Source organism: Gemmatimonadota bacterium (assembly GCA_041390125.1).
In the GTDB taxonomy this organism is placed as follows: Bacteria; Gemmatimonadota; Gemmatimonadetes; order Longimicrobiales; family Gaopeijiaceae; genus JAGQIF01.
The window spans coordinates 1-18,103 of sequence record JAWKQN010000030.1; the positions used below are offsets into that span (position 1 = coordinate 1).

13 protein-coding genes are annotated in these 18,103 nt (G+C 71.0%); 7 read left to right on the forward strand and 6 right to left on the reverse strand.

Translation table 11 applies throughout. The features are described from left to right. Positions 1-119: 119 nt before the first annotated feature. Positions 120-1,415, reverse strand: a complete 1,296-nt coding sequence (locus R3E98_21110; GenBank protein MEZ4425908.1) for a HAMP domain-containing sensor histidine kinase — start codon at positions 1,413-1,415, stop codon at positions 120-122. A 257-nt stretch (positions 1,416-1,672) separates the two neighbouring features. On the opposite strand from R3E98_21110, the gene R3E98_21115 reads away from it, so the two are divergent. Both R3E98_21115 and R3E98_21120 read left to right on the forward strand, forming a co-directional pair. After that, positions 1,673-2,101 carry a hypothetical protein gene (locus tag R3E98_21115; GenBank protein MEZ4425909.1) on the forward strand — a complete coding sequence of 143 codons (429 nt, stop codon included), beginning with the start codon at positions 1,673-1,675 and terminating at the stop codon, positions 2,099-2,101. 232 nt (positions 2,102-2,333) lie between these two features. Next, positions 2,334-3,905 carry a Do family serine endopeptidase gene (locus tag R3E98_21120; GenBank protein MEZ4425910.1) on the forward strand — a complete coding sequence of 524 codons (1,572 nt, stop codon included), beginning with the start codon at positions 2,334-2,336 and terminating at the stop codon, positions 3,903-3,905. Between the two features lie 67 nt (positions 3,906-3,972). Here R3E98_21120 and R3E98_21125 read toward each other — a convergent pair whose 3' ends face one another. Together R3E98_21125 and R3E98_21130 are read right to left on the reverse strand one after the other, a co-directional pair. Then, positions 3,973-6,306: a DUF5916 domain-containing protein gene (locus tag R3E98_21125; GenBank protein MEZ4425911.1), complete on the reverse strand. Its 2,334-nt coding sequence runs from the start codon at positions 6,304-6,306 to the stop codon at positions 3,973-3,975. Positions 6,307-6,347: 41 nt separating this feature from the next. After that, a complete protein-coding gene (locus tag R3E98_21130; protein ID MEZ4425912.1) occupies positions 6,348-7,637 on the reverse strand; it encodes a dipeptidase in 1,290 nt (429 codons plus the stop codon). Between the two features lie 265 nt (positions 7,638-7,902). Between R3E98_21130 and R3E98_21135 the strand changes: the two genes are divergently transcribed. Beyond that, positions 7,903-9,870, forward strand: coding sequence for a von Willebrand factor type A domain-containing protein (locus tag R3E98_21135; protein MEZ4425913.1), 1,968 nt, complete (start codon positions 7,903-7,905; stop codon positions 9,868-9,870). A 111-nt stretch (positions 9,871-9,981) separates the two neighbouring features. Here R3E98_21135 and R3E98_21140 read toward each other — a convergent pair whose 3' ends face one another. Then, positions 9,982-10,998, reverse strand: a complete 1,017-nt coding sequence (locus R3E98_21140; protein MEZ4425914.1) for a hypothetical protein — start codon at positions 10,996-10,998, stop codon at positions 9,982-9,984. Between the two features lie 231 nt (positions 10,999-11,229). On the opposite strand from R3E98_21140, the gene R3E98_21145 reads away from it, so the two are divergent. The 4 genes from R3E98_21145 to R3E98_21160 all read left to right on the forward strand — a co-directional run bounded on the left by R3E98_21145 (position 11,230) and on the right by R3E98_21160 (position 16,972). Then, the gene (locus R3E98_21145) at positions 11,230-11,565 is read left to right on the forward strand and encodes a helix-turn-helix transcriptional regulator (GenBank protein MEZ4425915.1); all 336 of its coding nucleotides are present in this window, start codon (positions 11,230-11,232) and stop codon (positions 11,563-11,565) included. Next, the gene (locus R3E98_21150) at positions 11,562-14,195 is read left to right on the forward strand and encodes an ABC transporter permease (GenBank protein ID MEZ4425916.1); all 2,634 of its coding nucleotides are present in this window, start codon (positions 11,562-11,564) and stop codon (positions 14,193-14,195) included. The genes R3E98_21145 and R3E98_21150 overlap by 4 nt, the downstream gene beginning before the upstream one ends. After that, entirely contained in the window at positions 14,192-14,395 is a 204-nt protein-coding gene (locus tag R3E98_21155; protein MEZ4425917.1) for a hypothetical protein, read from the forward strand. The genes R3E98_21150 and R3E98_21155 overlap by 4 nt, the downstream gene beginning before the upstream one ends. Positions 14,396-14,554: 159 nt before the next feature. Next, a complete protein-coding gene (locus R3E98_21160; protein MEZ4425918.1) occupies positions 14,555-16,972 on the forward strand; it encodes a glutamine--tRNA ligase/YqeY domain fusion protein in 2,418 nt (805 codons plus the stop codon). Positions 16,973-17,042: 70 nt separating this feature from the next. Here R3E98_21160 and R3E98_21165 read toward each other — a convergent pair whose 3' ends face one another. Beyond that, the gene (locus tag R3E98_21165; GenBank protein MEZ4425919.1) at positions 17,043-17,588 is read right to left on the reverse strand and encodes a DUF3291 domain-containing protein; all 546 of its coding nucleotides are present in this window, start codon (positions 17,586-17,588) and stop codon (positions 17,043-17,045) included. Continuing rightward, a complete protein-coding gene (locus R3E98_21170) occupies positions 17,585-18,055 on the reverse strand; it encodes a hypothetical protein (protein MEZ4425920.1) in 471 nt (156 codons plus the stop codon). The genes R3E98_21165 and R3E98_21170 overlap by 4 nt, the downstream gene beginning before the upstream one ends. Positions 18,056-18,103: the final 48 nt, after the last annotated feature.

The window sequence follows — 18,103 nt, forward strand, 5'->3', positions numbered from 1 at the left end:
GGCCCGGGCTTCCGCGATGTCGCGGGCGCGTACGGCCTCCCAACCCTCGCGTTGGAAGTGCCGCACCAGCTCGTCGCCGAGCAGGGCCTCGTCCTCGATGATCAGGATCGCGTCACCTCTCACGACGGCTCCTCGAGCTCGGGAAGGATCACTACGGCGCGGGCGCCCCCGGCGGGGTCGTTCTGCACCTGAAGGCGGCCCCCCATCTCCTCGGTGAGCCGGCGCACGAGGCGCAGGCCTACGCCGCTCCCGCCGGGCTTCGAGCTCACGAGGGGACCCATGGCGCCCTTGAGCACGGGCTCGGGGAATCCGGGTCCGGTGTCGTGTACCTCCAGCCGCAACCCCTCCGGCGTGCGGCCGCCCTCGAAGACCACGCGACCACCGCCGGCCTCCACGGCCTGGATGGCGTTCAGGCCCAGGTTGAGCAGCACCTGACGCAGCCGGTCCGCCGGCACACGCGCGCGCAGACCGTCCACAACGTCGTCCACGACGGCAACCCCGGCAGCGGCTTCGTACGTGAGCAGCTCCACCAGCTCGTCCACCATCTGCGCCACATCCGTGTCCGTGGCCGGCTCGAGCGGCGCGCGCAGTGCTCCGAGGTGGTCGTTGAGCGTGCGGCTGACGCGCTGCAGCTCACCCACCATCGGCCCGATGCGGGTGGCGTGGTCCGGCAGCTCCCGCTCGAGGTTCTGCAGGCCCATGGTCACCCCCGCGAGTGGATTGCGGAGCTCGTGCGCGAGCGTCGCGGCCGATTCCGCCGCGATGGCCATCCGCTCCGCACGGAGCAGCGACCGACGCTGATCGAACACCGTGCGGATCGAGGCGCGCAGCAGCTTGCGTACGGGCGCGGTGGCCGCCGCCCGCGGCGCGGCCCAGACGGCGATCGCGCTGAGCAGGCCCAGCAGGAGGAGAGCCACGAAGGTCAGGAGCGTCTCGCGCCGCGCGTCGCGTCGGGCGTCCGCGAAGATGCGTTCCTGGACCTGCGACTCGGCGTCGACGATCTGCGCCAGCACACCGGCAGCGGCCAGGAGGTCCGCACGGCTCACGAGCGGCTGCCCGAGCGCAACCGTGAGCCGCTCGAGGAGTGCGCGCGTCTCGGGATCGAGTCGCTCTCCCAGGCGCCGCGCCTGCTCGACCTGGATGCGCACGTCCTGCACGAAGGCACTCTGCGCCGAGAGCACGGGGGGTACGGCCTCCAGGCTGCGCGCCTGCAGGCGGGCGCGCGCTTCGGCGAACCGGCCGGTGTCACGCAGACGCGCGTCCACGATGCCCAGCCGATCGGCGTTGCGGGCGGAGAGGATGAACACGACGGATGCCACCACCGCCACGAGTGCCACGATGAGCGCCGTCCAGAGCAGACGTACGCGTACGCCGGCGGTGCCTGCGCCGTTCGCCCGTACACGCTGCTCTCCCATCGTCTGCTCCCGAACACGCCCGGCCACTCGCCGTCCCGGAACCTCGTGGCGGCTGGACGCCGTGGTCAACCGCGGCTGGAATGCACCACGGTGGCGCAAAGCGACCACCGGCGGTCGCTCGACCCGGTTGGTTCCCCACCTCGCAAGTCCTTGTCCTTGAAAACCATGCGGCGACGGTACGAAGGCTGCCCTACCAACCGATCGCAACGCCGGACCATCCCGGTTCCCATGCGCTGCTGAACGGGAGGATCAAGACGATGAACGCCTTCAGAACGTCCCTGCTCGCGCTGACCCTGGTCGGGGCTGCGGTCACTGGCTCTCCGCTCGCGGCCCAGGAGGCCGGAGCCGACACGACGGACAAGGAGCCCCCGGTACGCACGGCGTCCGTCCAGGTGGAGAACCACAACTGGCTGGACATGCATGTCTACGCCGTCCGCAACGGAACGCTCTACTCGCTCGGCGTGGTCACCGGTCTTTCGGGCGACACGCTGACCGTGCCGGCGTCCGCGCTGACACCGGGCGCCGACTTCGAGATCCTCGCGGATCCGATCGGTGGAGCGAGCGCCTACGTCTCGCCCAGGCTGGTGGTCACGCCCGGTGACGTCGTGAAGCTCTCGATCGAGAATCACCTCGCTACGTCGGCCACGTCGCTGCTGCCGCACGCGGCGACGGGCGCGGAGCGATGAAGCGGGCACGCCAGCGCGCCCGCCTCTGGCGCATCTCGGCCACCCTGGCCGGGATGCGCCACCGACGGCGACGGCCCCCGCTCGGGCCAGAAGCCTGTATCGCTCTACCGGACAACGCGTTACCGATCTGGCCCACAGCCTGCTTTGTCCACCGGCATACCGCAACGATCAGAACCTCCGCGCACTGCGATCCCGACACGCGCGCGGTCTCTCCACGAGGAGTCCAGAACCGATGAACACCACATTCCGTAGAAAGGCCGCCGTTGGCGCGGGAGCGCTCGCGGTGGGTGTACTGCTCGGAGGCGGCGGGTACTCCGCCTTCGTGGCCGCAGAACGCGCCGTCGCCGCGCCCTCTCCCGAGCATGTCGCGGCGTTCGCGATCAACGATCCGGAGGGCTATGCCCAGGGCGTGAGCCTCGCCACGGCCGACCTGGCCGAGCGCGTCACTCCCGCGGTCGTGCAGATCTCGGTGCAGGTGGCACCCCAGATGGCGTCGCGGTCCGAGCTACCGGAGGAGTTCCGGCAGTTCTTCGGCCTGCCCTTCGGCGGGCGCTCCGCCCCGGAGATGGAACCGCAGCCCCGCTTCGGCGGCGGGTCCGGTTTCCTCGTCTCCAGTGACGGGTACATCGTGACCAACAACCACGTGGCCGGAGACGCCCAGACGATCACGGTCCGGCTGCAGGACAATCGCACCTTCGACGCGGAGCTCGTCGGAAGCGATCCCACCACGGACGTGGCGGTGATCAAGATCGACGCCGACGGGCTGCCGTTCCTGCCCTGGGGCAACTCGGAAGCGGTGCGTGTCGGCGAGTGGGTGATGGCCGTGGGCAACCCCGGCTTCGGTGGCAGCTCCCTCGACTACACGGTCACCACGGGGATCGTGAGCGCCAAGGGCCGCCCGCTGCAGCTGATCGGACGCGGCCTGGAGCAGGATCCGCGGTTCGGGCGGGAGATGGCCGGATACGCCATCGAGAACTTCATCCAGACCGATGCGGTCATCAATCCGGGCAACTCCGGCGGCCCGATGATCGACATGAGCGGCCGTGTGGTGGGCGTGAACTCGGCGATCGCCAGCACCGACGGTCACTTCCAGGGCTATGGCTTCGCCATCCCGTCCAACCTGGTCCAGAAGGTCGCGCACGACCTGATGACCGAAGGCCGCGTGCTGCGTCCGTGGCTGGGCGTGCAGGTGGTCGGGGTGAGTCCCGAGGACGCCGAGGCCTTCGATCTGCCGAGCGTGAGCGGTGTGCTCGTGCAGGCCGTGACGGAGGACAGCCCCGCGCAGGAGGCCGGCCTCGAGCAGGGTGACGTGATCCTCTCGGTGGATGGCCAGACCGTCACGAGCGGCGGTGACCTCCAGGAGAAGATCGCGGTCCTCGACCAGGGCGATCGGATCGACGTGGGCTACTACCGCGACGGGGAGGCCCGGACCGCCCGCGTGCGGCTCGGTGAGGCCCCGATGGCCGAGCGCAGCGCGCGTGGAGCCGAGCCGCGGCGCAGTGGCGCGCCCGCCGAGATGGAACGCTTCGGTCTCAGTCTGCAGCCGTTGGATCGTTCCGCGGCCGAGCAGCTGGGGTACGACAGCGCCGAGGGCGTGGTGGTCGCGAGCGTCGACCCGGCCGGACCCGCCGCGCGCAAGGGGATCGGCGTCGGGATGAAGGTCGTCGAGATCGACGGGACCGGGATCGGGTCCGTCGCGGACGCCGCGAAGGCGCTGGCCGACGTGGAGTCCGGCGAGGTGGTGACACTGGTCCTGGACACGCCGTCCAGCGGTACGCGGCTGGTGAACGTGCGGGCGCGCTGACGCGCGATCACAACCAGGACGGGAGGATCACGGGGGAGGCCGCGCATGCGGCCTCCCCCGTTCCGCATCAGCGCCGGAAGAGCCAGCTCAGCTTGACGAAGAAGCCGTCGCCGCTGCGTTGCACGTCGCGGAAGCGGAAGGCGTCCGCTTCGCTCATGGCGCTGCCATACCCGGCAAACACCACCGTGCCGGGAGACGGCTGGTACGAGAACAGCACGTCCGCCTGCATCCGGTTGCGGCTCGTCTCCAGGGCGGGGCCGAACACACCGGTGGTCGGGTCGCGGATGAGGATCGGGTCGCCCGTGCGGCTGTCGTCGCGCAGGGCATCGCGCCAGACGGCATCGTACTGACCCACGAAACGGACGAACACCGCACGGCTCAACTGGTACTCCACCTTCACGCGCGGAAGGTCGCGCACACGGACCGTGGACCCGTCCCCCGGGCGGATGTACTGCTGCCGTGAGTACGTGGGCGAGACGCGCACCCGGTCGGTGGGCCGCCAGTCCAGACCGCCGCTCATGATGAGGATGTTGGCCGGCGCCCACTCGTCGAAGTTCTCGTCGCGGCCGACCACCACCATGACGTTGCCGCCGAACGTGGACCAGGTGGGCGTCGTGACGGACACGACCAGGTCCAGGTTGTCCAACCAGGGCGTACCGGAATACGCCACCGTGTCCGCTACACCGGGCGCGACCGGATGCTGGATGGCGTAGTCCGTGTACAGATAGGGGAGATACCAGAAGCGCTCGATCAACAAGGACGCTCCGAGTTGCCAGCCCCCGCGGAGCGACCACGAGTTGTTGATGTGGAACTTGACGTCCTCGGGATCGGCGCCGTCCCAGAACGCGTCGTGCAACCAGCCGCCCGAGAAGTTGAAGGCGAGGCTGTAGCTCTCCAGGCGATCCCCCGGATCGCCGGGCCAGGTGAAGCGCGGAGTGGCCTGGAGCAGGACGGTCCCGGTCCGGCTCAGGAACCCGCTGCCGGCCACGAAGTCGGTGCTGGTGCCCCGGAAGCGTGTGTCGAATCCGAAGCGGCGCCCCGCCCGCCCCAGCTGCACATCCCAGAGGTGGCCGGTGCCGTCCACGAAGGCGTCCCGGTTGCCCGAGAGGGCCCCCTGCAGGGCCATGGTGTACGCGCCCCGCACGAGTCGCGCATCGAGACCGCCCACACGGTTGTAGTCGTTCCCGTCCGTTCGGTCCGTGTAGACCAGCCCGACGGTGGAGGCGGCGCCGACATCCTGCGTGAGGCGCACGATACCCACGATGGGACGGTCCCCGTGGGCGGACGCGGCCCGGTCGTCGACGGCGAACAGCGCGCCCAGGTCCGCGCTCGAGAGCTTCCCGGAGAGCTTGGCCGCCACCTCCGGCCGCACCACGCGGCGCGTGTAGATCAGTGAGTTGGGGACCCGGAAGCGCTCGCTGCCCTCGAGGAAGAACGGCCGGGCCTCCGGGAACGCGATGGCCTGACGCGGATCGTAGGTGATCTGCTCGGCGTCCGCTTCGACCTGCGAGAAATCCGGGTTGATGGTCCCGTTGAGCGTCAGGTTCTCGGTCACGCCCCAGCGGACGCTGCCGCCGAACTCCGGGCCGGCCCGATCATACCCCCAGTCCCCGGACGCATCCTGGCTCCCGTCCGCGCGCGCGGTCACGAACGGATTGAGGTCCAGCACCAGCCCGCGCTCGAAACCGGTCAGACGCTCCAGGCTTCCGCCCTGCGCGAGGAAGGAGGCGCGTCCTCGGCGGGCGGGTGTCCACGTCTGCGAATGGCCCCGCGCCTGCACGATGCGCACGACGTTGATGCCCCAGGACTGCACCTCGTCGGGACGGTAGCGCAGGCTCTTGAACGGGATCCGCACCTCCACCTGGTAACCCCAGGGCTCCAGGTGACCGGACGACTCGAAGACGAAGTCGGGATTGCGATCGAGCGGGTGGATCTCGGCTTCGGTGGCGAAGCCGCTCCGGCTGGCCTCACCCTCGACGCGGATGCCATCCATCTGGATGCCGAGCGGATTGACCCCGAACACCAGCGCACGGCGCGCGTCGGCGAACGTATCCAGCAGGATCTGGATCTGATCGTCGTTGTCGATGCGGTCCCGATCGGCGAGGGTCGCGCGTACGCTCGCCGCCGCGGCGTAGGCCCGCACACCGAAGTGGATGGCTTCGTGGGAGTACCAGACCAGGATCTCGGTGGAATCGGCCGCGGCCACGCCGTCCTGGGGGCTGTACTGCGAGAAGCCCGTCAGCCGCGCTGCGTCGGCCCAGACGTCTTCGTCCAGGACGCCGTCGACCGTCACCGCGACCTCATGGCGTGGAACCTCGACAGCGGTCTCGCCGGCCAGCCCCACGTACGGGCGACCCTCCTGCGCGGCGCACGGCCACGCTCCGAAGAGGGTCGCCAGCACGCACGTTGCGATCCCCCGCCCCATCACGGAGCCCGGCGCGCTCAGTCGGAGACCGCGCCGCGCATCTCCTGCGCTACACGCTGCACGTCGTCGAGCACGCGGAGCAGATTGCCGCTCCACAGCTGCTCGATCTGCTCCTCCGTGTAGCCTCGCCGGACCAACTCCAGCGTGACGTTGAAGGTCTCGCTGGCATCCATCCATCCGTCCACCCCTCCACCCCCGTCGAAGTCGGAGCTGATGCCCACGTGGTCGATCCCGATGAGATCGACGGCGTAGTCGATGTGGTCCACGAACTCCGCCACGGTTGCCCGGGGCGGCGGCGGGAACTGCTGGTCGATCTCGTCCATCCGGGCCCGGAACTCCGCCCGCTGGGCGTCGGTCATCCCGGCCGCGCCGCCGCGGCCGCCTCCGGCCCCGAACTCCTCGCGGAGGGCCGCCAGAGCGGCCTGGCGCTCCGGCGAATCCTGCTGGCACTTCACGTAGCTGTTGAAGGCCACCACCTGCACGACGCCTCCGTTCTCCTTCAGCGCCAGGAGCTGCTCGTCGTCCAGGTTGCGGCTGTGGTCACAGAGCGCCCGCACCGCGGAGTGGGACGCCATGATCGGCGCCCGGCTGAGCTCGATGGTCTGCATCATCGACGTCTTGGATGGATGCGAGATGTCGATCATGATGCCCTGACGATTCAGCTCCGCGACGACCTCGCGCCCCAGATCGCTCAGACCGTCGTGCATCCACACGCCGTCGCGCTCGCCCGTGTTGGAGTCGGAGAGCTGCGAGTGTCCATTGTGCGCGAGGGAGAGGTAGCGCGCGCCCAGCTCGGCGAACTTCTGCACGTTGGCGAGGTCCGTGCCCAGCGGGTAGCCGTTCTCCACGCCGATGAAGGCCACCTTGCGACCCGAGGCGTGGATCTCTCGCGCCTCCTCCGACGTGCGTGCGAGCCCGATCCGGTCCGGAGCCAGCTCCTCCGTCAGACGATGGATGGCCTCGAACTTCTCCAGGGCCGCCGCGTGCGCCGCTGCGAAGCCGGTGGCCGTCAGGTCGTCGTCCTGGCCCACGTAGACGATCAGGAAGACGGCGTCGAGCCCTCCCTCCTCCATCTTGGGCAGGTTGACCTGGGTCTCCAGCCGGGTCGCGTAGCTCTGCTCCGGCGTGAAGTTGGCCGGATTGATGTCCACGTGGGTGTCGAGCGTCATCACCCGCTCGTGGATGGAGCGGGCGCGGGCCTCGAGATCGGCTGCGGATTCGGGAGCGGCATCCTCGGCCCCCTCCCCGGCACAGGCGGCGAGCAGGACCGGAAGGGTGAGCAGGACCCGGCGGCGCAATCTGGACATGGTCGTCTCGATCGGAATGGGCGGTGCGGAGGGGCGGGCATCTGCACGATACGGGACCGCCGCAGGCGCGGCCACCGGGACGGGGGCGGACGGCAAGGGAGGACGGCCCTGCCGGGCGCCTCCCACAGCCCGGGCTGCCGGACCGCTTCCCCAGGACGCGCGGGCCGGCCGGCAGGGTTGTGCAAGCCGTCCGCCCTCGATCGTCCTCCAGGGCGAAGGCGACGGGATCGGACCGTCGCCACCCTCTTCGACCGGCAGGAACTCCATGAAGACCCCACTGCTGCTGGCCGCGCTGGTGGTCGCCGGCGCCGGACCGTTGCTGAGCCGCCCGCCGAAGTCCCCCACCCCCGCCACCTCCGTTCTCGCGGGCCGCATCACCGACGCCCGGACCGGGCGAGGCCTGCCGGGCGCCCAGGTCCTCCTGATCGGCTCCGGGGTCCGCGCCGAGGCCGGCCGCGGGGGCACCTGGATCCTCGACCCGGGCGGCTTCACCGGCGCCGATGGCACCTGGACGCTCCGGGTGGAGGCGGATGGCTATGAACCCGCCGAGCGCACGGTGCCCGTGGCCCGCGACGGCGCGCGGCTGGATGTGGCCCTGACGCCCGCGCCCGCCGTCGAGCCGGAGGAGGATCGCGCCGGGCCGATCCGCCGCCTCCTGGATGCGACCCGCGGGAAGGCGGACGCCGCGTCCGCGCCCCCGTCGCCCGCGATGTCGTACGAGGCGTCGCGGCTTCAGTACGCAGGCGTCGCGGTCGCGGACGCCGCGCCCTCGGGGATCCGCCGCGGCGTCGATCCGGAAGAGATGAACACCGAAGACTACGCGCACCTGGATGAGAACCCCTTCCGGGCCGTCGCGCACCAGCCGCTGTCCACCTTCTCGATCGATGTCGATCGTGCCTCGATGGCCAACGTGCGGCGCTTCATCGAGAGCGGTGTGCGGCCCCCGGTGGACGCCGTCCGCATCGAGGAGTTGATCAACTACTTCCCGTACGACTACGCAGCGCCGCGCGGCCCGCACCCGTTCGCCGTGGACACGGAGGTCGCCCCCGCGCCGTGGAATCCGCGGCACCACCTCGTCCGCATCGGCCTGCGCGGCCAACCCCTGGACCTCTCCGAGGCGCCGGCCAACAACCTCGTCTTCCTGCTGGACGTCTCGGGCTCGATGGACAGCCCCGACAAGCTGCCGCTCCTCAAGCGTGCCTTCGCGATGCTCGTGGAGGAGCTCCGGCCCGACGATCGCGTCGCGATCGTGGTGTACGCGGGCTCGGCGGGACTCGTGCTCGACTCCACACCGGGCAGCGAACGCCGCACCATCCTCGAGGCGCTCGAGCGCCTGGAAGCCGGCGGCTCCACGGCCGGTGGCGCGGGGATCCAGCTCGCGTACGACGTGGCACGCCGGAACCACATCCAGGGCGGCAACAATCGCGTCATCCTGGCGACGGACGGGGACTTCAATGTCGGCCCGTCCAGCGAAGGCGAGCTGGTCCGCATGATCGAGCAGAAGCGTGCCCAGGGGACGTTCCTGACGGTGCTCGGCTTCGGTACCGGCAACCTGAAGGACTCGCGGATGGAGCAGCTCGCGGACCGCGGCAACGGCAACTACGCCTACATCGATTCGGACCTGGAGGCGAAGAAGGTCCTGGTCACGGAGCTGGGTGGCACCCTGGTGACGATCGCCAAGGATGTGAAGATCCAGGTGGAGTTCAACCCGGGGCAGGTGCAGGCGTACCGGCTGATCGGGTACGAGAACCGCCTCCTGGCCGCGGAGGACTTCAATGACGATCGCAAGGACGCCGGGGAGCTCGGCGCCGGCCACACGGTGACCGCCTTGTACGAGGTCGTGCCCACCGGGGTTCGCCTGGATGTGGACGTCGGGGAGGTCGATGCGCTTCGCTACCACCGCCCCACGGAGTCGAGCGTACGCCGGGGCGGCGGCGAGCTGCTGTTCGTGAAGCTGCGCTACAAGACGCCCGATGGCGTGGAGAGCCGGTTGCTCGAGCATCCCGTGGGCGCTCGGGTCGCGTCCCGCGCCTCGGTGGACCTGCGGTGGGCGGCCTCGGTCGCGGCGTTCGGCATGATCCTGCGGGACTCCGAGCACTGCGGCAGCTTCCGCCTGGACGACGTGCTGGCGCTCGCCGAGGAGGCGCGGGGAGACGACGCCGAGGGGTACCGGGCCGACTTCATCCGCCTGGTGCAGGCCACCGACGTGCTCGGGCTCATGGCCGAGCGCTGAGGCGCTCGCGGCCGGACACCTCGCGCCCATCGGGTGCGGGGTGTCCGGACCCTCGCGCGAAGGCCCGGGAGCCGGGCCCCGCGCGCACGGCCGGAGGCCGGGCGGCTGGGCTCAGGCGTCGCCGGTCCCGGCTCTTCCCGGCTCCCGGTGGGTCTCCAGGAACTCCTCGGTGCCCTCCGGGAGCAGGAGGTTGTCGGAGATGGCGGCGATCTCCTCCGCCGCCTTCCAGGCCTGCTCCAGCTTCCAGAGCTCACCCGCGAGGGCACGGCGCTCCTGCTCCTCGTGCAGCGCCATCTCCAGGGCCAGCTTGGTCACCGGCGGCATCTTGTTGATGTAGCCCGGCACGCCACGCTTGTCGCGGAAGCGGTCTCCGCGCACGAGGTCGGCGAGGAACGGATCGGAATGGCCGAACCGCTCGATGGCGTGGACGGCGTCCTGCACGGCGTTCTTCTTCCCCCCCATGCGGTTGATCCGGGGCATGATGCGCCCGACGTGCCGCTCCGCCTCCTCGCCGTCGAACCAGCGCAGGTCCTTCCCCTTGCGCACCTGGAGACGGAACCCCGGTCCGTCCTCGGCGGCCCGGATGCGGGTCCCCAGCAGGTCGTGGTTCTTCAGCTTGATCACGTCGCCCGCGTCCGTGCGCAGCTTCACGAGCGTACGTGCGTTCCAGAGGTTCACGAAGTTGCCCGCCTGGCTGAGGATGACGCTGCTCAAGACGCCCGTGGCCACCCCTCCCACGAGGACGCCTCCGACCACCGCCGCGCCTCCTACGCCATAGAGGAGCGCCCGCTTGCGGCGCCGACCGAACTGGTCCCCGTACCGCCAGGCGGCGAACTCGGCGCGCAGCGGCTCCCCGATGCGCACCAGCTCGAGGCCCTCCTTGTGCCGCGCCAACCCCACGTTCTCGGTGGCGACGCGCACCCGCGTTCCCCGGTAGAGACGTTCGCAGGTCTCGACCGCCTCCCAGCGCTCCTCGAGTGGACTCAGGTTCCAGCGCTCGCAGTGGCGACAGACCACCCAGAGGCGGCCGCGGGCCGCGTCGAAGGCGAGGCGGCGGCCGACGGGGAACGACTCGACGACCTCGTTCCCGCCGAAGTCGCGGTTGCAGAACATGCAGGTGCGGTACATCGCGCTCCTCCCGGATGCGCGGGCGGATGGCGCCACGGCCGACTCAGCGGGTCGGCGGAATCGGTCGGGCCGCTCTGCGTGGGATACGCACAGGACACGGGTCGTGTTCAGACGTGATCCATCGCCGGCTCCCGGCGCGGTCCGGCCCTCGGCTCTTCGGGGCGGCTGAAACCCGGATCGGAGGGCCCGCGTAGGGCGGACGTATTTCCTCACACTCATGAAGGAAACACGATGCCGAGAGGCGACTTCCTCGGGGAGTTCGAGCAGGTGGTGCTCCTGGCCGTGGCCCGTCTGGGAGACGGCGCCTACGGCATGTCCATCCTGGACGAGATCCGGGGGCGTACGGGTTTCGAGCCGGCGGTCGCGTCGGTGTACGCGGCCCTCGACCGGCTGGAGCGGCAGGGCCTGGTGAGCTCGGCCCTCGGCCGCCCCACCCCCGAGCGAGGCGGTCGGGCCAAGCGCTTCTTCGGGCTCACACCCGACGGGACGCGTGCCCTCGTCCGCTCGCGCGGCGCACTCGACGCCCTCTGGGACGGCCTCGATCTCGAGCCGGGGACGTCGGCGTGAAGCCCCCACGCCTCGCCCGGCTGCTGGCGGCCCTCTTGATGCCCCCGTCCTACCGGGACGAACACCTCGGGGACCTGAGCGAGGGCTTCCACCGCCTGCTGCCGGACGTGCGGGCCGCCCGCCGCTGGTACCGGCGCCAGGCCCTCGCCTCCATCCTTCCCGCTCTCCGCATGCGCGGCCGAGCGCTCCGTGACTCCGACCCCACGCTGCTCATGCGCTCGCTCCGCCAGGATCTCCTCTACGGTCTCCGCTCACTCGCACGGAGCCGCATGTTCTCCGTGGTCGCCGTGCTCACGCTCGCACTCGCCATCGGAGTGAACACGTCGATCTTCAGCCTCGTGAACGTGATCGTCTTCGCGGATCTCCCCATGCAGGAGGTGGAGACGGCCACGGTCCTGCGGACCCGCAACCCCGCGCTGGAGGTGGAGCAGGGCGGGATCTCGTTGCCGGACTTCCTGGACGTGTCCGAGCGTGCGCGCAGCTTCGAAGCGCTGACGGCGCTCGCCGACGACCAGTGGGTCCTGACGGGCGCCGACGTCCCTACGCGCGTGGGCGGCTACCGCATCACCGCCAATCTCATGGAGGCCTGGGGTCTCCAGCCGCTGGCGGGCCGCGGCTTCGCCGCGGGCGACGACCGGCCCGGAGCGGCCCCCGTGGCGATGCTCTCCCAGGGCTTCTGGCAGAGCCAGTTCGGCGGCGACCCGGCCATCCTGGGTTCCACGCTGCGCCTGGACGGCGTGGAGCACACGATCGTGGGCGTGATGGATCCCCGGATCGGCTTCGCGGAGTTCGCGCTGGCGCAGGTCTGGGCGCCGCTTCCGCTGGAACGCACCGGGGGGCGGCGCGACGCGCGCGACCTGTTCGTCGTGGGTCGACTGCGGCCCGGCGTGACCCAGGCCCAGGCCACCGAGGAGGTCGCGGGCATCAGCCGAGCCCTGCAGGCGGAGCACCCGGAGACGAACGCGGGATGGGCGGTGGGATCCTCACCGGTCCGCGACGCCCTGCTCGACAGCGAGGCGAAGATCGTGCTCCTCATGCTGGTCCTCACTGTCGCCTTCGTGATGCTGATCGCCTGCGCCAACGTGGCCAACATGCTGCTGGCGCGCGCCACGGTGCGGCAACGCGAGCTGGCCGTGCGCGCGGCCCTCGGAGCCCAGCGCGGCCGGCTGATCCGTCAGCTCCTCACGGAGAGCCTCGTGCTCTCGCTCGTGGCCGCGGCGCTGGGCATCGGCATCGCGTTCGGCCTCAACCGGGCCCTGGTGGCCATCTCCCGCGGCGTGGAGGCCATCTTCCGCATGGCCACCATCGACACCCGGGTGCTGCTCTTCACCGTCGGCGTGGCGCTGGTGGCACCGGCGTTGTTCGGGCTGCTGCCGGCGCTCAAGGCCTCGCGCTCGGACCTGACGTCCGGTCTGCGGGACGGCCGGAGCGGCGGCGGTGGACGCGCCAACCGGCGCGCCCGGGGTGTGCTGGTCTCCGCGCAGGTGGCGCTGGCGCTCTGCCTGATGGTGGTGGCGGGCCTGCTGGCGCGCACCGTGTACAACAGCGAGACCCGGGTGCAGGGGTTCGAGCGCCAGGGGTTGGTGGCCATGGAGCTGGACCTGCCCGCGGACCGCTACGGGAACGGCGAGCCCCAGCGCATCTTCTACCGCGAGGCGCTCACGCGCGTGGCGGCCATCCCCACCGTGCAGGGCGCAGCGCTCAGCACGGTCGTGCCCGGTGTGGACGCAGGGAGCCGGCGCGGCATGGAGATCGAGGGTCGCACGCTCGGCCCCGACGATCCGCGGCCACCGGTGCTCACGGTCACGGTCTCGGAAGGCGCGTTCGACGTGCTGCGCATCCCGCTCGAGCGCGGCCGTGGCTTCGAAACGCGCGATCACGGCCAGGCCCCGCCGGTCGCCGTACTGTCGGCCGAGGTGGCGCGGCGCTGGTGGCCCGAGGGCGACGCCCTGGGCCAGCGCATCCGGTTCGGGACCGACGCGAACAGCCCCTGGTTGACCATCGTCGGCATCGTGGGCGACGTGCTCGGCCCCAACGCGGAAGAGGCGGTCGCGGCCTACGTCTACCTTCCGTTCGAGCAACACCCAACGGCGACGGCCCGCGTGCTCGCCCGCAGCGACGAGCCGCCCGCCGCGCTGGCCGATCCCCTGCGCGCGGCCGTCTGGAGCGTCGACGCCGATCAGCCCGTGGACCGCATCCGCTCGGTCGCGACGGCCCAATACGAGCGGGCCGCGAGCTCGTATGCGCTCATCACCCTCTTCGTGGCGTTCGCGCTGTTCGCGCTCGCGATGGCCGCGCTGGGCATCTACGGCGTGATGTCGTACATGGTCTCCCAGCGGCGGGCCGAGATCGGGCTCCGCATGGCGCTCGGCGCCGAGGCCGGCGCCGTGCACCGCATGATCCTCGCCCAGGGCGGTCGCCTCCTGGCCGGCGGGCTCGTCGTCGGGCTCGCGCTGGCCCTGATGCTGAGCCGCCTGCTGCGCAGCGTGGTCTACGGGATCAGCGCCACCGATCCGGCCACCTTCCTGGCCGTGCCCACGGTGCTGGTGCTGGTCGCGGTCGCGGCCAACTGGGTGCCGGCCTGGCGCGCCACCCGCTCCGACCCGGTGTCGGCGCTCCGGGAGGAGTGACCCGCGCGTGCGGGGCCCTGCGGATCCGCGCGGGTCTGGTGCTCTTCCTGGTGGGTGGCGCGGTGGGAGGTCGGATGACCCGCTGGGACGCGGGACCGCGCGGCAGCGCGCTCGTGGGGGTGGCCGCTCTGGTCTGGCTGGCCCTCACGCTGGCCTTCTTGGCGCAGGCCCGGGCGGGCCGTCCCCTGCTCCGGGCCTGACGCACGCGTCCCCCGCACCCTGGGCGCTCCGCGCCGCGGGGCGGACGCACGCCCGGCGGGGCGGCCCGGGTTCGATGCCATACGACCCGCATCGCCGGCACCACCCGGCGCGACCCACTCGGTGTTCGCGGGGCTCCCCGGCCTGAGTACCTTTGGCTCATGTCCGACTCCGACCGCACCGACGCGCCGCGCGACTTCCTGCGCGAGATCGTGGCCCGGCACACCGCCGAGGGCGTCTACGGGGGCCGCGTGGCCACACGCTTCCCGCCCGAGCCCAACGGCTTCCTGCACCTGGGCCACGCCACGTCCATCTGCCTGAACTTCGGCGTTGCCCGGGAGTTCGGCGGCACCTGCAACCTCCGCTTCGACGACACCAATCCGGAGACGGAGGAGATGCGGTATGTGGACGCCGCCAAGCGCGACGTGCGCTGGCTGGGTTTCGAGTGGGACGGCCTCTACTTCGCCTCCGACTACTTCGAGCAGCTCTACGCGTTCGCCGAGAAGCTCATCCGGGACGGGAAGGCCTATGTCGACTCGCTGAACGAGGAGCAGATCCGCGAATACCGGGGCTCGGTGACCCAGGCGGGGCGCCCTTCCCCGTACCGGGACCGGAGCGTGGGGGAGAACCTGGACCTCTTCCGTCGCATGAAGGCGGGCGAGTTCCCCGACGGGGCCCACGTGCTGCGCGCGAAGATCGACATGGGGCATCCCAACATGGTGATGCGGGACCCCGTGCTCTGGCGCATCCGCCACCACGCGCACTACCGGCGTGGCACGGACTGGGTCATCTACCCGCTCTACGACTTCACGCACGGGCTTTCGGACGCCATCGAGGACATCACGCATTCGTTCTGCACGCTGGAGTTCGAGAACAACCGCGAGATCTACGACTGGCTCGTGGATCACGTCGGCTTCGAGGAGCCACGCACCCATCAGTACGAGTTCGCCCGCCGCAACTTCGACTACACCATCGTGAGCAAGCGCAAGCTGCTGCGCCTGGTGAACGAAGGGCACGTGACCGGCTGGGACGACCCCCGCATGCCCACCATCTCGGGCCTCCGACGGCGGGGCGTGACGCCCGAGGCGCTGCGGGCCTTCTGCGACATGATCGGCGTGGCGCGCGCGGACAACCGCGCGGACATCAGCAAGCTGGAGTTCGCCATCCGCGACGACCTGAACACCCGGGTGCCCCGCGTCATGGCGGTGACGGATCCGCTCAAGGTGGTGATCACCAACTGGCCGGAGGGCACCACCGACACCATCGAGGCGCCGCTCTACCCGCACGATGTGCCGCTCGAGGGGTCGCGGCCCCTTCCGTTCGGGCGGGAGCTCTGGATCGAGCGGGCCGACTTCGCGGAGGATCCACCCAAGGGCTTCCATCGCCTGGCGCCCGGACGCGAGGTGCGGCTCCGCTACGGCTACCTGATCACCTGTCAGGCGGTGATCAAGGACGAGGACGGTACGGTCGTCGCGCTGCACTGCACGTACGATCCCGCCACGCGTGGCGGGGACGCCCCCGACGGCCGCAGCGTGAAAGGCACGCTGCACTGGGTGAGCGCGGCGCACGCCCTCTCCTGCGAGCTCCGGCTCTACGACCGCCTGTTCACCGTGGCGGATCCGGAGGACGTGCCGGAGGGACGCGACTTCACGGACGTCCTGAACCCCGAGTCGCTGGTGGTCCGCCTGGGATGGGTCGAACCCAGCGTGGCGGACGATCCGCCCGGTACGGCCTACCAGTTCGAGCGGCTCGGTTACTTCGTGAGTGACACGGAGGACTCGAAGCCGGGCGCGCTGGTGTTCAACCGGACGGTGACGCTGCGCGACACGTGGAAAGTGAAGATGGCGGAGAAGAGCGTCGTCTCGGACTCTCAGGTTGCGGAGTTCAAGGACGCCGAGGGGCGGCCGATGAAGCCCACCGTTCCCGACCGCCAGGACACCGGGCAGGCCGCGAAGCCGGCCGAGCGCCCTGCACATCACCACCATCACCACCACCACCACGGTCACGGCCACGGCCCCACCGAGGCCGAGAAGGCCATCCGTGACCGACGCCGTCCCGGCCGCGAGGCCGAGCGCTTCGACCGCTACGTGGGGCTCGAGGTGCCGATCCTGGACGCGGACGTGATCGCCCGCGAGGACGCGCTCGCGACGCTGATGGACGACGCGCTGGCCGGTCCCGCCGAGCCGAGCGCGCTGGCCAAGTGGATCGTCAACGACGTGCGGCGCGAGACCAAGGACCGGCCGCTGCGGTTGACGGGCAGGGCGTTCGCGGAGCTGGTGGCGCTGGTGGAGACGGAGGAGATCACGACCGGCGTCGGACGCGAGGCCCTCGCGGAGCTGCTGGAGACGGGGGGGGATCCGCGCGACGTCGCGCTCCGGATCGCGGCCGCCCGGGTGGACGACCGCTCCGACCTGGCGCCGCTCGTGGAGCGCCTGCTGGCCGACCATCCCGACAAGGCGACGGCGCTCAAGGAAGGCCGCGACAGCCTGATGGGGTTCTTCGTCGGCGAGGCCAAGAAGGCGACGCAGGGCAAGGCCGACCCGCGGCTCGTGCAGGAGATCGTGCGGGAGAAGCTGTAGGGAAGGTCTGCACAAGCGGGGCACCCCGCGTTCGAAGCGCCGCGGCCCCGGGGACCCGCCGGTCAGCCGGTCAGACGGCGTTCTGCTCCGCGTCCGTTCGGCGTTCCCCGTCCAGGGGCACCGGACGCAGCAGCCGCTCGCGCGGTGCGCCGTCGGGACCGAACAGGCGCTTGAACGTGAACGCCTCCGGCGTCGGTCCCTCCCGGTCCAGCCGCTCCAGTCGCGCCCGTGCTTCTTCGATCGTCGGCAGCGTGCCCGCGGGGATCCACCACAACGCCAGGTGCGCGCCGTCGAACCGCTCGAACCACCGGCGCCGGGCCCGGAACGGCTCCAGGTGTCCGGACCGGTAGGTGTACGCGAAGAGCGACTCCAGATCCTCCCACACGCTCAGGTTGAAGAGGACGCGGGAATCCGAGTAGGCCCTGACGCCGGTCGAGTCGCCTTCGGGGGTCTGCAGGCGCCACACGAACCCCGGACTGCCGTCGGCCTCCGCGTTCACGCGGCCGATCTGGACCACGAAGTCCGCCATGGCCGGATCATCCAGGGACGCCATCATCCGGGCCACGTTCACCTGCGCCAGGTGGAACCCCTCCGGTGCGCCGCGCCCTTCGCTCACTGCGGATCCTCCGGTCCACGGAACTCGTTCGGCTCGCCTGCCTCCAATACGCGCTCTGCTCCGCTACGTGGCAGCGTCCGGCGTGCCGAGTGCTCCGCGAGCGCCAGCGCGAGCTCGGCCGCGAACTCCTCGGCACGCAGGCGGTCGCGCCGACGGACGGGCAGGATCAGCTCGCCCGGGTGATCCAACGCCAGCCCCCCCTCTCCCGCGAACGCTTCGAAGGCACCCAGGTCCGCGGCCACCAACACCAGCCGCGGGCGCACCCACCACGTCAGCCGGCCCGGTGGCACGTGCGCGCCGGCCACGCGCTCGAGCGGGACGCGCACGGCGCGGACTGCTTCGACCTCCCGATCCGTGCGGATGGTCCCGCCGATGTGGTCGGTCTTCCGGGCCCGGCGCCACTCGATCGTGACGTGCCCGTCCGCCAGGCGCAGGAGGCCGTGCACCGTCTCCTGCGTGCTGATCACGGTGCTCGCCTTGATCTCGTCGCTACCGCGACGCAGCAGGAACGGAAG